Genomic DNA, 13,287 nt, shown 5'->3' on the forward strand with positions numbered 1-13,287 from the left:
GGGCCGGACCGCCCGATCCCCGGCCTTCCCATGAGGGCCGACCGGCCCACCTGGACCGCCCGGTCAGCCCCTATGGCGGCCGTCCGTTCCGCTGGACGCTCGAAGTGAACCAGAACACCCGAAGGAGTTTCCGCGATGTCGGACGACGCGCTCAGCAGGCCCACGGTTCACGCCCTGCTCGCGGACGGCACCACCGTGTGCATCCGCCCTGTGGCACCGGGCGACCGCGATCAGCTGGTGGGGCTCTACGAGGAGATGTCCCCGGAGAACCTGCGCCTCAGGTTCTTCGCCGCAAGCCGCCGCTCGGCCGCGATGGCCGCCGACCGCGCCTGCGCCGAGCCGCGCAACGGGTACCGGGCGCTGCTGGCTGAGACGGGAGGCCAAGTGATCGGCCTCGCCGAGTACGACAGTGGCGGGACCGGGGCCACGGCGGACATCTCCATCGCGGTCGCCGACGGGCTGCACCACCGGGGTGTCGGCACTCTCCTGATCGAGCACCTCGTCTCCGCCGCCCGCGCCGAAGGCATCACCACCTTCACCGCTGACGCCCTCAGCGAGAACCACGAGGTGCTGAAGCTCTTCGCCGACCTCGGCCTGAGCACCGCCCGCCACTTCGAGGGCCCGGAGGTGCGCTGCACCATCGCCCTCGACCAGAGCGACACCTACCTGACGGCCGTGGAAGAACGCGGCCGCGCGGCCGACGTAGCCAGCCTCGCATCGCTGCTGCGTCCGCGCACGGTTGCCGTCGTCGGCGCCGGACGCAAGCCGGGCTCGGTGGGCCGGGCGATCCTGCACCAGTTGCACTCGGGCGGCTACACCGGCCGCCTGTTCGCGGTGAACCCCGCCGCGAGCTCGATCCTCGGCGTGCCGTGCCACTCCTCGGTCAGCGCCCTGCCCAGGACCCCTGACCTCGCGGTCCTCGCCCTACCCGCCGCCGCGATCCCCGGCACCGCCGAGGAGTGCGGGAAGGCGGGCGTGCGGGCGCTCCTCGTCGTCACCGCCGGCCTCGACGTCGACCAGGCCCGAGCCCTGCTGACCACCTGCCGCTCGCACGGCATGCGGCTCGTCGGCCCCAACTGCCTCGGCATCTCCAACACCGATCCCCAGCTGTGCCTGGACGCCACCTTTGCGGCCGGCCACCCGAGCTCCGGCACCGCGGGCGTAGCCGTGCAGTCCGGCGGAGTCGGCATCGCCCTGCTCGACGGGCTGTCCCGGCTCGGTATCGGTGTCTCTTCCTTCGCCTCTCTCGGCGACAAGTACGACGTCAGCGGCAACGACATGCTCCAGTGGTGGGAGAGCGACGGCCGCACTGACCTCGCCCTGCTGCACCTGGAGTCCTTCGGCAGCCCGCGCGCCTTCTCCCGCACCGCTCGCCGTGTCACCCGCCGTATGCCGGTCCTGACCGTCGACGCCGGCCGGACCGAGGCGGGCCGCCGCGCCGCCGCCTCGCACACCGCGGCCGCCGCGACCCGCACCATGACCCGTGGCGCCCTGTTCACCCAGGCAGGCATCACGGCCACCCGCTCGATCGGCGAACTCCTTGAAGCCGCCGCCCTGATGCACTCCCAGCCCCTGCCTGCGGGACCCCGCGTGGCCATCGTCACCAACGCCGGGGGAGCGGGTGTCCTCGCCGCCGACGCCTGCGCCGAGGTCGGGCTGGAGCTCCCGGCGCCCGGTCCCGAACTGATCGACGACCTGCTCGACGCGCTGCCCGCGGGCGCCGCCGTCGGCAACCCCGTCGACGCCACCGCCGCCGTCACGGAGCAACAGCTCGGTGACTGCGTGGACCGGATCATGCGCAATGGCGCTGTCGACGCCGTCCTCGTGGCCCTCGTCCCCACCGCGGTCGCGGCGGCGACGGGCGACGACCTCGTCCGGGCCATCACCGACGCGTCCGGTCGACGCGCCAAGCCGATCGTCGTGGTACGGCTCGAACAGGGCCTGCCCGTCGAGTTGTTGCCCGCGGCCGAAGACACCACCGTTCCCTCCTACTCCGAACCCCAGGCGGCGGCCAGGGCGTTGGCCCACGCGGCCCGCCGCACCGCTTGGCTCGCCCGGCCCGCCGGAACCGTCCCCGACCTCGACGGAGTCGAGACGCAGCGCGCCCACGCAGTCGTCGACGCCTATCTCGACCGGCACCCCGACGGCGGCTGGCTCGACCCACGCGAGTGCGCCGAACTCCTCGGCTGCTACGGCATTCCCCAGCTCTCCTGGGCCTGGGCGGACACCGAGGACGACGCCGTCCTCGCCGCCGACCGGCTGCGCGGCGCCGACGGCCGGGTCGTGATGAAGGGCCACTGGCCGGGCCTGGTGCACAAGACCGCCGAACACGCCGTCCATCTCGACCTGAGGGGTGACCACCAGGTCCGCGCCGCCTTCCGGGACCTGGAGACCCGGTTCGCCGGCCTCCTGGAGGGCGTGGTCATCCAGCCGCTCGCCGACCGCGGGACCGAGCTGTTCGCCGGCGTCGTCCAGGACCAGGTCTTCGGACCCCTCGTCCTGTTCGGGCTCGGCGGCACCGCGACCGAGATCCTCGCCGACCACGCAGCACGCCTCGCCCCGCTCACCGACCACGACGTCCACGACCTGATCACAGCCCCGCGCTGCGCCCCACTCCTGCTCGGCGCGAACGGCGCCCGGCCCGTCGACCTCCAGGGCCTCGAACAACTGCTGCTGCGGCTGTCCCGCATGGCGAGCGATCTGCCACAGCTCGCCGAGGCCGACTTCAACCCCGTTCTCGCGACACCGGGCGGAGTCACCGTGCTCGATGCGCGCGTACGCCTGCTGCCCCGCAGGTCCCAGGACCCGTATCTGCGCCGACTCCGCTGAGGAGGGACAACCATGAAGCACAACAAGGTCGGCTCCGTGATGACCACGGAGGTCGTCCGCGCCGAGTACGGCACCCCGTTCAAGGAAGTGGCCCGGCTGCTCGGCGACCACCGCATCAGCGGACTGCCGGTCGTCGACGACGACGAGAAGGTCATCGGCGTCATCTCGGAGACGGACCTCATGGTCCGGCAGGCCGAGACACCGGACCCGTACGAGCCGAAGAAGCGCTTCCGCTTCGACCGGCTGACCCGCGCCGGCCGGACACGGGCGGTCAAGTCCCGGGCCCGCACGGCCGGCCGGTTGATGACCGAGCCACCGATCACCGTCCACGCCGACGACACCATCGTCGAGGCCGCCCGGACCATGGCACAGCACCGCATCGAACGGCTGCCTGTCCTGGACGAGGAGCAGCGACTCGTCGGCATCATCACCCGCCGCGACCTGCTCCAGGTCTTCCTGCGGCCGGACGCGGACATCCGCGCCGAGGTCGTCGACGAGGTACTGGTGCGGGCGCTGTGGCTGCCGCCGCGCAGCATCGCCGTGTCGGTGGCGGAGGGCGTGGTCACGCTCCTCGGACAGATGGAACGCAAGAGCGAGACGGAGATCGCCGTCTCCATGACCCGGCAGATCGACGGCGTGGTCGCGGTCGTCGACGAGCTCACCTACCGGCTGGACGACTCGCACCTGCGGCCCGACGAGCAGGCGCTGCACGGCATCGCCGACGACTGGCTGCGCAAGCTGTGAAGTGATGGATGTGAAAGGAGGCGGAGCACCATGACCACCAAGGTGCTGATCGCCTACGGGACGACGAACGGATCGACCGCGCAGATCGCCGAGGCCGTGGCAGAGGTCCTGCGCAAGGAGGGCCTCACTGCCGAGGCACTGCCGGCCGGCGCCGTTGCCCGCGTGTCGCCGTACGACGCCGTCGTGGTCGGTGGCGGACTGTACGCCGGGCGCTGGCACAAGGACTCCCGCCGGTTCCTCCGCCGGCACCGCCGCGAACTGGCCGAACGCCCGCTGTGGCTGTTCAGCAGCGGACCGCTGGACCCGTCGGCGTCGGAGCGGGACATCCCGCCCGTGCCCGGCCTGAAGCGCGCGATGAACCGGTTCGACACCAGGGGGCACGTCACCTTCGGCGGCTGCCTGGAGGAGGGCGCCAAAGGGTGGGTCGCCCGGATGATCATCAAGAACGGAAAGGGCGGCGACTTCCGGGACTTCGCCCAGATCGAGGACTGGGCGCGGACAGTCGCCGACGAACTGGTCACCAAGGGCTGAGCAGGGCTCAGCGGGTCAGGAAGGGTCACGGAAGGGGTGCACCATGTCCCTGTCGTACGAGAGTCCGGGCCGCGTCTCCCGCGTGCGGGCCGGCCGGGCTGCTCTCCACCTGGCCCGCGCCGCCTCTCTGGCGCCTTCACCGCACAACAGCCAGCCGTGGCTCTTCGCCGAGGAGGGCCGCGACCACGGCTTCGAGGTGCATGTGCACGGCGGGCGGCGGATGATGCTGACCGACCCCGGCGGGCGGGAGGCGGTCATCGCCTGCGGGGCGGCCCTGTTCAACGTGCGGATCGCCGTACGCCGGCTGGGCTTCCGGCCCGCCGTCGACCTCCTGCCGGAACCCGGGAACCCCGGCTACCTGGCCCACGTGGGTTACGCGGCCCATGCCCCGGCCACGCCCGAAGAGACCCTGTTGGCCCACGCGATGCCCCACCGGCACACCCACCGTGGCCCCTTCGGCGCCGAGCCGGTACCCGACACCTTCCTCGACGAACTGCGCGACCATGCCCGCGCCGAGGGCACCGACCTCCGGATCATCGACGAACCGGAGAAGCTCCGGCTGCTCGCCGACCTGGTGCGCGCCGCCGAGGACCGCCAACGCGCGGATCCGCGCCACGCCGCCGAGATCTTCCAGTCCGTCGGCAGGGTCGGGGTGCCCGTCGAGGCATGCCGTCACCACCCGGACGCCACCCTGCTCGCCGGCCGTGACTACCTCGGCTTCGCCCAGTACTGCGCCCGCCCGAGCCGCCGGTGGATCTCACGCACCGGGACCGTCGCCGTGCTGTCCACCCCTTACGACAGCCGCACCGACTGGCTCCGCTCGGGGCAGGCGCTTCAGCGTGTCCTCCTGCACGCGGCCGCCCACGACGTCATGGCGGCCTTCCACACTCAGCCACTCGAACTGCCCGAGTCGCGGGCGGAGATCCGGACGCACCTCGTCGGAGGCCGGTTCCCGCAGGTCGCGCTGCGCCTCGGCCGTCCCGCCCGCACATGGTGCACACCGCGCCGCCCACCCGCCGAGGTACTGGTCCACGACGGCGTTCCGGTCCGGTGGTGACCATGACGCGGGCCTTCTGGGGCTCCGCCCCAGACCCCGCTGCTCAAACGCCGGAAGGGGCGGCGGGGGCGAAATGCGCTGGACCGGGCCGGACGGCACCTCCCGGACAGGCGTGACCTGCGTCGAACCGGGCAGCGAGACCGGGGACAGGACCCGCGTGTGGCTGAACACCGAGGCACAGCTCGTCCCCGAGTCGGCGACCGTCGACCAGGCCGGACTCCAGGGTGCCGTAGCCAGCCGGTGAGCGTCGGCGCCATGGTGACGCTCACCGGCTGGGGCGCATGCGCGTGGCTGGGCTGACGCCCGGACGTCGGGCCGCCTCTGTCGCCCTCGTCATCGGAGGCCTCTCAGCAGATCCGCGGCAGCTGTTCCCCGAGCGGCATGTCCACGATCCGTCGGGCGCCGACCAACGTACGCAGCGTCACCCGCCCCGCCGGCCCGTCCGGCAGCACCTCCCCGATCCTTACCGCCCCCGCACCCTCGCCCATCGACCGCATGGCGTTCAGCGTGCCCTCGGCCGCGTCGGCGGCGACGAACGCGACCAGACAGCCCTCGTTGGCGACGACCAGAGGGTCGAGGCCGAGCAGATCGCAGGCCGAGGCGACCGCCTCGGGCACCGGCACCGCACTCTCCTCGATCTCCACGGCGACGGACGAGTCACGGGCGATCTCGTTGAGTGCCGCCGCCAAGCCGCCCCGCGTCGGGTCGCGCAGGACGTGGACGTCGGCGCCGAGCGGGACCAGGGTGCGCACCAGGCGATGCAGCGGCCGGGTGTCGGAGGCGATGTCGCCCTCGAAGCCGAGGCCCTCACGGGTGCTGAGCACAGTCGTGCCGTGCAGCCCGATCGGCCCGGACAGCAGAACCGCGTCGCCGGGGCGGGCCAGCGCGGCGGACGGATGCAGCGAGCCGTGCCGCTGCCCGATGCCCGTGGTGTTGATGAACAGTCGGTCGGCGGCACCGCGCCCCACGACCTTGGTGTCCCCGGTGACCACCGGCACGCCCGCGTCCTGAGCAGCCTTCCCCAACGAGGCCATGACCGCCCGGAGTTCGGTCAGCGCCAGCCCCTCCTCAAGGATGAGGGAGACCGACAGCGCGACCGGCCACGCGCCCCGCATGGCGAGGTCGTTGACCGTGCCGTGGACGGCGAGGGACCCGATGTCCCCGCCGGGGAAGAACAGCGGGCTGACGACGAAACTGTCGGTGCTGATCACCAGTTCCCGGTATCCGGGCAGCAGGGCCGCGTCCTCCATGGGGCCCGGGTCGCCGTCCAAGGCGGGCAGGATCACCCGGTCGAGGAGTTCCGCGGTGAGACGGCCACCGGCACCGTGGCCGAGCAGGACGACCTCGTCGTCGTGGTGGGGGGTGGGGCACTGGATGGTCATGCCGTGCTCCTCACAGGAGTGCGTCCGGCCGCGTGGAAGGCGGCGCAGGTGCCCTCGGACGACACCATGGGCGCGCCGAGGGGGTGGCGGGGTGTGCAGCGGGTGCCGTACGCGGTGCAGTCGGTGGGCAGCTTGGCCCCGGTGAGGATGGCGCCGGCGATGCACTCGGCGTCCTCGACGGGACACAGCCCGCTTACGTCGAAGCGCCGGGCGGCGTCGAACCGCCGGTACTTCTCGGCCAGTTCCAGCCCGCTGTCGGGCAGCGCCCCGATGCCCCGCCAGGCCCGGTCGGTGACCCGGAACACCTCACGCACCGCGTCCTGCGCCTCGGTGTTGCCGGAACGCCGCACGGCCCGTACGTACTGGTTCTCCACCTCGAACCGCCCCGACTCCAGCTGCCGTACGGCCATCAGGATGCCCTCCAGCAGGTCCAGCGGCTCGAACCCGGTGACCACGATCGGCACCCGGTACTCGGCGGCGATCGGCTCGTACTCCCGCCAGCCCATCACCGCGCACACATGCCCGGCCGCCAGGAAGGCCTGGACCTCGCAGTCCGGGTCGTCCAGCAGCGCGGTCATCGCGGGCGGGACGAGGACATGGCTGACCAGCATCGAGAAGTTCGTCAGCCTGAGACGCGCCGCGTGCAGCACGGCGGTCGCGTTGGCGGGCGCCGTCGTCTCGAAGCCGACCGCGAGGAAGACGACCTGCTTCTCGGGGTGCTCGGCTGCCAGGCGTACGGCGTCCATCGGGGCGTAGACCACACGTACGTCCGCTCCCCGCGCCCGCAGCGACAGCAGGTCGGTGTCGGTGCCGGGCACGCGCAGCATGTCGCCGAAGCTGGTGAGGATCACCTCGGGCCGGGCGGCGACGGCCATGGCCCGGTCCAGGGTCTCCAGCGGGGTGACGCAGACCGGGCAGCCCGGGCCGTGGATCATCCGCATCCCGGCCGGCAGCAGTTCGTCGATGCCCTGGCGGACGAGGGTGTGGGTCTGACCGCCGCACACCTCCATGATCCGCCAGGGGTGCGTGACGGTCTGCCGCAGCTCGTCCAGCAGGCGCCGGGCGAGGACGGGATCGCGGTACTCGTCGAGGTACTTCATCGGTCGTGCCGGCCCTTCATCGGTGGGTCAGATCCAGATGGACGTCGACGACCCCCTCGACCGCCCGCACGGCCCGGGCCACCACCGGCACGAGGCCGCGGTCGGGCATCGAACCGCTCAGCGTGACCACGCCCTCGGTGACCGACACCCCCAGCGTGCTGATGACCGGGAGATGGGTCAGCACGCTGTAACGGATCTCCTCGGCGATCTCCTCGTCCGAGCGGAGGAAGACCTTGAGCAGATCACTGCGGCTGACCACGCCCTGCAGCATGCCCAGACGGTCCACGACGGGCAGCCGCTTGACGTGCCGGCGGGCCATGATGCGGGCGGCCTCGGCGAGCATGGCGTCCGCGTGCACGGTCACGGCCGGGGTGCTCATCAGCTCGCCCGCCGTGACCCCGCCCGCCTTGGCCCGCTCCGAGAGATCGCCCTCTTCGGTGTCCCGGAACTCCTCCTTGGGCAGCAGATCCGCCTCGGAGACCACACCGATGACCCGGCCCTCGCCCTCCAGCACGGGCAGTGCGCTGACCTTCCACTGGTCGATCAGCTCGACGATCTCCTTGAAGGGCGCGTCCCTCCCCACGGCGATGACGGTGTGTGTCATCACATCGCTCACGGTGTGCGGATATTCAGGCATGGCAGTCTCCCGGTGTGTCTCCCGATGTGTCTCTTGAGGCGTCTCCCGAAGTACGGACGACCGTCAGGTCGAGGAAGTGGGTGGAGCAGGAGATGCAGGGGTCGTGATTGCGGATCGCCCGCTCGCACAGGGCTGTCAACTCGCCGTCGTCCGGGTCGCCCTCGCCGATCGCCCGCTGGGCCAGCCGCCGCAGGTCGTCCTCGATCGCGCCCTGGTTCTGCGCGGTGGGCGGCACCAGCACCGCGCTGGTGACGATGCCGTCGGCGTCGATTTCGTAGCGGTGGTAGAGCACTCCACGCGGCGCCTCGGTGGCACCGTGCCCGACGCCCGCGACCGGGGGCACCTCCGTGTACGGACGCGCGGGCGGCTCGTACGCCTCGATGATCCGCAGCGCCTCTCCGACGGCGTACACCGTCTCCACGGCCCGCACCAGGATCGACCGGAAGGGATTGCGGCACACGGACCCCTCGCGCGGATCGCCGAGCCCGGCCTCCACGGCCGCCTGCAGTGCCACCGGAGACAGCCGAGCGCCACTGATCGCGAACCGGGCGAGCGAGCCGGTGAGATGGAGCCGGCCGTCGAGCCGGGAGTGCAGCGCTGTGGAGTGCGGCATATGGGTCTCGGCGACGTGCTCGGTGAAGTCTCGTACGGGGAAGGAGCCCGTGGTCCCATCGGCCCGCAGGACCGTAGGCGTCCCGCTCTCGATGGCGTACGTGTCCGGCTCGGCCAGTGCCAGCAGGTCGGCCTCGACCCGGGCGTCGGGGAACTCGAAGCCGGCGACCCAGCGCACGGTGTTCCACGCGTCGTCGAGGGCCTGCCTCAACTCCTCGGTGACCGGCCGGAGTTCGTCACGCGTCGGCACCCGGTGGAAGCCGCCGAGGCGGACGTTCACGGGATGCACCGCCCGCCCCCCGAGCAGCTCCATCAGCGAGTTGCCCGCCTTCTTCAGCCGGAGCCCCCGCTCGACCTCGGCCCGGTGCGTACGGGCCAGTTCGATCGCGCTCGCGCGGCCCAGGAAGTCCGGGGCGTGCAGCAGGTAGATGTGCAGCGCCTGGCTCTCGATCCACTCGCCGCAGTACAGCAGCCGGCGCAGAGCACGGATCGCCGGATCGACGCTCACTGCGCACGCGTCCTCGATCGCCGCGCACGCGCTCATCTGGTAGGCCACCGGGCAGATCCCGCACACCCGGGCCGTGATGTCCGGCGGCTCTGTGTACGAACGGCCGCGCAGGAACGCCTCGAAGAACCGGGGAGGTTCGTAGATGTTCAGCTGTGCGTCGGTGACCGTGCCGTCGTGGACGTGCAGGCGCAGCGCGCCCTCGCCCTCGACCCGGGACAGCGAGCCGACGTGCAGCAGACGGGAACCGCGGTGCGTCACTTGGCCGACTCCTTCTCGAACTTCTCGAACGCGGCGGCGTTGAAGGTGTGCAGGAACCGTTCCACGGCGGCGTCGTCGAGGCCGTCGCGGCGCAGCAGCGGGATCAGCGCGGGCAGGTTCACCGACCCGGACGGCCCGAAGCAGCCGAAGCAGCCGCGGTGATACGCCGGGCACAGCGCCCCGCACCCGGCGTGCGTGACCGGGCCCAGGCAGGGGGTGCCGTGGGCGACGGTGACGCAGACGGTGCCACGCCGCTTGCACTCGAAGCACACGCTGTGGTCCGGGATGTCCGGCTTGCGGCCGGAGAGGAACGCGGTGATCACCTCGATGAGCTGACGCCTGTCGATCGGACAGCCGCGCAGCTCGAAGTCGACGTCCACATGCGCCGACACGGGCGTGGAGGTGGCCAGCGTCTCGACGTACTCGGGGTGCGCGTACACCACACGCCGGTACTCGTCGACGTCCGCGAAGTTCCTGAGCGCCTGAATGCCCCCGGCGGTCGCGCACGCCCCGATGGTCACCAGGTGGCGCGAGGCCGCCCGGATCGCGCGGACCCGCTCGGCGTCCTCGGCCGTGGTGACGGAGCCCTCGACCAGGGACAGGTCGTACGGTCCGGGTTCCACCGCGCTGGACGCCTCCAGGAAGTGCGCGATCTCCACCTCGCCCGCCAGTGCCAGGAGTTCGTCCTCGCAGTCCAGCAGGGTGAGCTGGCAGCCGTCGCAGGAGGCCAACTTGAACACGGCGAGTGTGGGTGCCATCTCACAACTCCCTTACGGACAGCAGCGGTTCGGCGCGCTCCCAGTCCACGACGGGGCCCACTTGGCACAGCAGCAGCGGTCCGAGCTGGCAGTGCCCGCAGTGCCCTGTCGCGCAGCGCATGTTCCGTTCCAGCGAGACACGGACACGGTCGCCGGGGACACCGCGCTGGGCGAGTTCGCGGGCGGTGGCCCGGATCATCGGCTCGGGCCCGCAGACGAACGCCCAGGTGCGGTCCGGGTCGAAGTACGCCCGCCCCAGCAGCTGGGTGACCATGCCGACGTCGCCGCGCCAGTCGGCGTCGGGCTGGTCGACCGTCACTCCGGTGAACGCCGTGGGCCAGCTCTCGATCTCCTGCCGGGCGATCACGTCGCCCGGGGTACGTGCCCCGACCAGGACGTTGACGCGGCGGTAGGCCTCCGGCCCGGCCAGCGCGCTGAGGATCAGCGGCCGCAGCGGGGCAAGGCCGATGCCGCCGGCCACGACCAGCACGTCACACTCGCGCGCCCGCTCCAGCTCCCAGGTGTTGCCGTACGGGCCACTCAGCCCGACGACATCGCCGACCCGCGCCGAGCACAGCCCGTCGGAGACCGCGCCCACCGAGCGGATCGTGTGTGCCAGTCCGCCCGTGGCCTGCACGGAACTCACCGAGACGGGGATCTCGCCCCGGCCGAAGGAGTGCACCATCGCGAATTGCCCCGGCGCGAAGTCGGGCAGCGCCGCGCCGACCGGTTCGAGGTGCAGCGTGACCGTGTCCGCGGTCTCCGGCCGGCGGGCGACCACGCGATGGGGGACCGGTACGGCGGTCATCGTGGTTCCTTCGTCTCATGGATCCCGTACAGGTCGACAAGCCGGGCGCGGGCCGCGTTCAGCCGGTGCGCCAGCACGCGGCCGACCCAGTGCTCGACGGCCCGCCCGAACTCGGGATCGTTCAGGCACATCAATCGGACGGCGACGGCGTCGAACTCGTGGGCCCTGAGCGGGGTCAGGGCCTCGGCGCCCAGCTGCCACACGAACGGCTCGTACAGCCAGGACCAGCCGACGAGGTCGCCGACGCCGAGCGTCTCGATGACCGGCGGCCGGCGGCCTGGCACATGCATGTCGAGCGCGGCGGTGCCGTCCCGGATGATCCAGAAGTTGTTGGCGTGGCCGCCCTCCTCGAACAGGCGGGCGCCCTGCGGGAAGTGGGTCTCGCGGCCGACGCGGAGCAGCCGCTCGCGGTGCTCGACGGGCAGAGCGTGGTTCATGCGCAGGTCCAGCGAGGGAGGCATCAGTCCGTCTCCGTTCCGGGAGCCGTGTGGCCGGTGAGTTCGGCGTCCAGGGCGGCGACTTCCTCCGTGATGTCGATGCCGGCCGGACACCAGGTGATACACCGCCCGCAGCCGACGCATCCGGTGGTGCCGAACTGGTCGTGCCAGGTGGAGAGCTTGTGGGTGAGCCACTGCCGGTAGCGGCCGCGGGCCGAGGAGCGGACCGGGCCGCCGTGCAGATACGAGAAGTCCAGGTCGAAGCAGGAGTCCCAGCGCTGCCAGCGCTCGGTGTGGTCACCGGTGAGGTCGGTGACCTCCTCGGTGGTGGTGCAGAAGCAGGTCGGGCAGACCATCGTGCAGTTGCCGCAGGTCAGACAGCGGGCGGCGACGTCGTCCCAGCGCTCGGCGTCGAGGCTCGCGCCCATCAGCGCACGTAGGTCGACCGGGGGGAGCGAACGGCCCATGCGGTCGCGGGCCGCGTCCACGGTCGCGTCCGCGGCTTCCTCGGTGACCGGGTCGGCGGCGCGGTGCGGTATCCCGTCCAGCACCTCGGCTCCGTCGTCGCTGCCCACGCGTACGAGGAAGCGGTGCCCGTGCTCGTCCACGATCTCGGTGAGCGCGAGGTCGTATCCGGGGTCGGCGGCTGGGCCGCCGCCGGTGGAGACGCAGAAGCAGGTCGCGCCGGGCTCGGTGCACTCGGCGGCGATCAGCAGCGCCTTGCACCGACGCCTGCCGTAGCCGTCGTCCGCGTAGCGCCCGCCGGTCAGGACGCGGTCCTGGATCGCGATGGCGCGCAGGTCGCAGGGGCGGACGCCGAGGAAGGCGTACGAGGGTACCTCCGGCTCGTGCGGGGTGTAGGCGGTGTCTCCCTCGGGGTTTCGATCGGCACTCCACAGCCGTTCCCGCGACGGGTGCAGGTAGGACTTCCAGGACTGCGGGCCGGCGCTGTGCGCGAAGGCCGCCCCGTCCTCGCGAGGGACGAGACGATAACGTCCGGCGTCCAGTTCGACGCCCCAGCCGTAGGGGAGCGCGTCCCCCGAGGCCAGCTCGGCGAGCACGATCGCGCCGTCGCGGACGGTCGGCCCGATGACGGTTCGTCCCTGCGCCACCAGAGCCGCGACCAGCGCGTTCAGACCATCCCGGTCGAGCACGGCCGGGGCTGCGGGGGCGGTCATGAGGTCCTCCTCGTCGGGCGGCTCCGTGCTCCTCCACCGCCAGGTTCCGACTGCGAGGGGTGCTTGCGGCAGGGGCTGATCGGCCCTCTTGACGGGCCGACCGGGTCCCTCGGCGGAGCCGTACGAGGAAGGCCGACCGACGGGCTCGCCAGCCCGCGGGTTCTCGGACAGAGCGTGCCGACGGTCAGGGCAGCGGCTCGCCCAGCTCGCCCTCCACCGCGCCCGCCATCGCCCGCAGCACCTCGAGCGTCCGCTGCGCCTCCGCCTCGTCGACCTGGGTGATCGCGAAGCCGACATGCACGATGACGTACGACCCGACGCGCGCCTCGGGTGTGCAGCTCAGGCAGACCTCTCGCCGGATGCCGCCGAAGTCGACGGTTGCCATGCGCAGACCGGTGTCGTCGTGGATCTCCACGACCCGGCCGGGGATGCCCAGGCACATACGCGT

Annotated in this window: 14 protein-coding genes; 5 read left to right on the top strand and 9 right to left on the bottom strand. The window is 72.0% G+C overall.

Annotated features, from left to right (window positions below):
* Window positions 1-135 precede the first annotated feature (135 nt).
* The 5 genes from PBV52_RS47895 (at window position 136) to PBV52_RS47915 (ending at window position 5,405) form a co-directional block, all read left to right on the top strand.
* A complete protein-coding gene (locus tag PBV52_RS47895; protein WP_274248235.1) occupies window positions 136-2,829 on the top strand; it encodes a GNAT family N-acetyltransferase in 2,694 nt (897 codons plus the stop codon).
* 12 nt (window positions 2,830-2,841) lie between these two features.
* The gene (locus PBV52_RS47900) at window positions 2,842-3,573 is read left to right on the top strand and encodes a CBS domain-containing protein (protein ID WP_274248236.1); all 732 of its coding nucleotides are present in this window, start codon (window positions 2,842-2,844) and stop codon (window positions 3,571-3,573) included.
* 30 nt (window positions 3,574-3,603) lie between these two features.
* Window positions 3,604-4,104, top strand: coding sequence for a flavodoxin domain-containing protein (locus PBV52_RS47905; protein ID WP_274248238.1), 501 nt, complete (start codon window positions 3,604-3,606; stop codon window positions 4,102-4,104).
* 43 nt (window positions 4,105-4,147) lie between these two features.
* On the top strand, window positions 4,148-5,161 hold the full coding sequence (locus PBV52_RS47910; RefSeq protein WP_274248240.1) for a hypothetical protein: 1,014 nt from the start codon (window positions 4,148-4,150) through the stop codon (window positions 5,159-5,161).
* 73 nt (window positions 5,162-5,234) lie between these two features.
* Window positions 5,235-5,405 carry a hypothetical protein gene (locus PBV52_RS47915; protein ID WP_274248242.1) on the top strand — a complete coding sequence of 57 codons (171 nt, stop codon included), beginning with the start codon at window positions 5,235-5,237 and terminating at the stop codon, window positions 5,403-5,405.
* 103 nt (window positions 5,406-5,508) lie between these two features.
* Here PBV52_RS47915 and hypE read toward each other — a convergent pair whose 3' ends face one another.
* From hypE to PBV52_RS47960, 9 genes are all read right to left on the bottom strand, one after another.
* A complete protein-coding gene (gene hypE / locus PBV52_RS47920; protein ID WP_274248243.1) occupies window positions 5,509-6,543 on the bottom strand; it encodes a hydrogenase expression/formation protein HypE in 1,035 nt (344 codons plus the stop codon).
* Window positions 6,540-7,643 (bottom strand): hydrogenase formation protein HypD, encoded by a 1,104-nt coding sequence (hypD, locus tag PBV52_RS47925; protein WP_274248244.1) that lies wholly within the window; start codon window positions 7,641-7,643, stop codon window positions 6,540-6,542. Before hypD ends, hypE begins: the two co-directional genes overlap by 4 nt.
* A 16-nt stretch (window positions 7,644-7,659) precedes the next feature.
* Window positions 7,660-8,280 carry a CBS domain-containing protein gene (locus PBV52_RS47930; protein WP_274248245.1) on the bottom strand — a complete coding sequence of 207 codons (621 nt, stop codon included), beginning with the start codon at window positions 8,278-8,280 and terminating at the stop codon, window positions 7,660-7,662.
* Window positions 8,273-9,658, bottom strand: coding sequence for a Ni/Fe hydrogenase subunit alpha (locus tag PBV52_RS47935; RefSeq protein ID WP_274248248.1), 1,386 nt, complete (start codon window positions 9,656-9,658; stop codon window positions 8,273-8,275). The genes PBV52_RS47930 and PBV52_RS47935 overlap by 8 nt, the downstream gene beginning before the upstream one ends.
* Window positions 9,655-10,416, bottom strand: coding sequence for an oxidoreductase (locus PBV52_RS47940; protein ID WP_274248249.1), 762 nt, complete (start codon window positions 10,414-10,416; stop codon window positions 9,655-9,657). Before PBV52_RS47940 ends, PBV52_RS47935 begins: the two co-directional genes overlap by 4 nt.
* 1 nt (window position 10,417) lies before the next feature.
* Window positions 10,418-11,224, bottom strand: a complete 807-nt coding sequence (locus PBV52_RS47945; RefSeq protein WP_274248251.1) for an FAD/NAD(P)-binding protein — start codon at window positions 11,222-11,224, stop codon at window positions 10,418-10,420.
* Window positions 11,221-11,685, bottom strand: a complete 465-nt coding sequence (locus tag PBV52_RS47950; protein ID WP_274248253.1) for a Crp/Fnr family transcriptional regulator — start codon at window positions 11,683-11,685, stop codon at window positions 11,221-11,223. Before PBV52_RS47950 ends, PBV52_RS47945 begins: the two co-directional genes overlap by 4 nt.
* Window positions 11,685-12,839: a 4Fe-4S dicluster domain-containing protein gene (locus PBV52_RS47955; RefSeq protein WP_274248255.1), complete on the bottom strand. Its 1,155-nt coding sequence runs from the start codon at window positions 12,837-12,839 to the stop codon at window positions 11,685-11,687. Before PBV52_RS47955 ends, PBV52_RS47950 begins: the two co-directional genes overlap by 1 nt.
* A gap of 184 nt (window positions 12,840-13,023) precedes the next feature.
* A complete protein-coding gene (locus PBV52_RS47960; RefSeq protein ID WP_274248256.1) occupies window positions 13,024-13,281 on the bottom strand; it encodes a HypC/HybG/HupF family hydrogenase formation chaperone in 258 nt (85 codons plus the stop codon).
* Window positions 13,282-13,287: the final 6 nt, after the last annotated feature.

Origin of the sequence: Streptomyces sp. T12 (assembly GCF_028736035.1) — a bacterium.
In the GTDB taxonomy this organism is placed as follows: Bacteria; Actinomycetota; Actinomycetes; order Streptomycetales; family Streptomycetaceae; genus Streptomyces.

Excerpts from the sequence above, each read along its gene's own strand:
- PBV52_RS47955 (WP_274248255.1), bottom strand. The coding sequence starts at position 12,839 with ATGACCGCCCCCGCAGCCCCGGCCGTGCTCGACCGGGATGGTCTGAAC.
- hypE (WP_274248243.1), bottom strand. The coding sequence starts at position 6,543 with ATGACCATCCAGTGCCCCACCCCCCACCACGACGACGAGGTCGTCCTG.
- PBV52_RS47895 (WP_274248235.1), top strand. The coding sequence starts at position 136 with ATGTCGGACGACGCGCTCAGCAGGCCCACGGTTCACGCCCTGCTCGCG.
- PBV52_RS47905 (WP_274248238.1), top strand. The coding sequence starts at position 3,604 with ATGACCACCAAGGTGCTGATCGCCTACGGGACGACGAACGGATCGACC.
- PBV52_RS47940 (WP_274248249.1), bottom strand. The coding sequence starts at position 10,416 with ATGGCACCCACACTCGCCGTGTTCAAGTTGGCCTCCTGCGACGGCTGC.
- PBV52_RS47910 (WP_274248240.1), top strand. The coding sequence starts at position 4,148 with ATGTCCCTGTCGTACGAGAGTCCGGGCCGCGTCTCCCGCGTGCGGGCC.
- PBV52_RS47945 (WP_274248251.1), bottom strand. The coding sequence starts at position 11,224 with ATGACCGCCGTACCGGTCCCCCATCGCGTGGTCGCCCGCCGGCCGGAG.
- PBV52_RS47900 (WP_274248236.1), top strand. The coding sequence starts at position 2,842 with ATGAAGCACAACAAGGTCGGCTCCGTGATGACCACGGAGGTCGTCCGC.
- hypD (WP_274248244.1), bottom strand. The coding sequence starts at position 7,643 with ATGAAGTACCTCGACGAGTACCGCGATCCCGTCCTCGCCCGGCGCCTG.
- PBV52_RS47915 (WP_274248242.1), top strand. The coding sequence starts at position 5,235 with ATGCGCTGGACCGGGCCGGACGGCACCTCCCGGACAGGCGTGACCTGC.
- PBV52_RS47960 (WP_274248256.1), bottom strand. The coding sequence starts at position 13,281 with ATGTGCCTGGGCATCCCCGGCCGGGTCGTGGAGATCCACGACGACACC.
- PBV52_RS47930 (WP_274248245.1), bottom strand. The coding sequence starts at position 8,280 with ATGCCTGAATATCCGCACACCGTGAGCGATGTGATGACACACACCGTC.
- PBV52_RS47950 (WP_274248253.1), bottom strand. The coding sequence starts at position 11,685 with ATGCCTCCCTCGCTGGACCTGCGCATGAACCACGCTCTGCCCGTCGAG.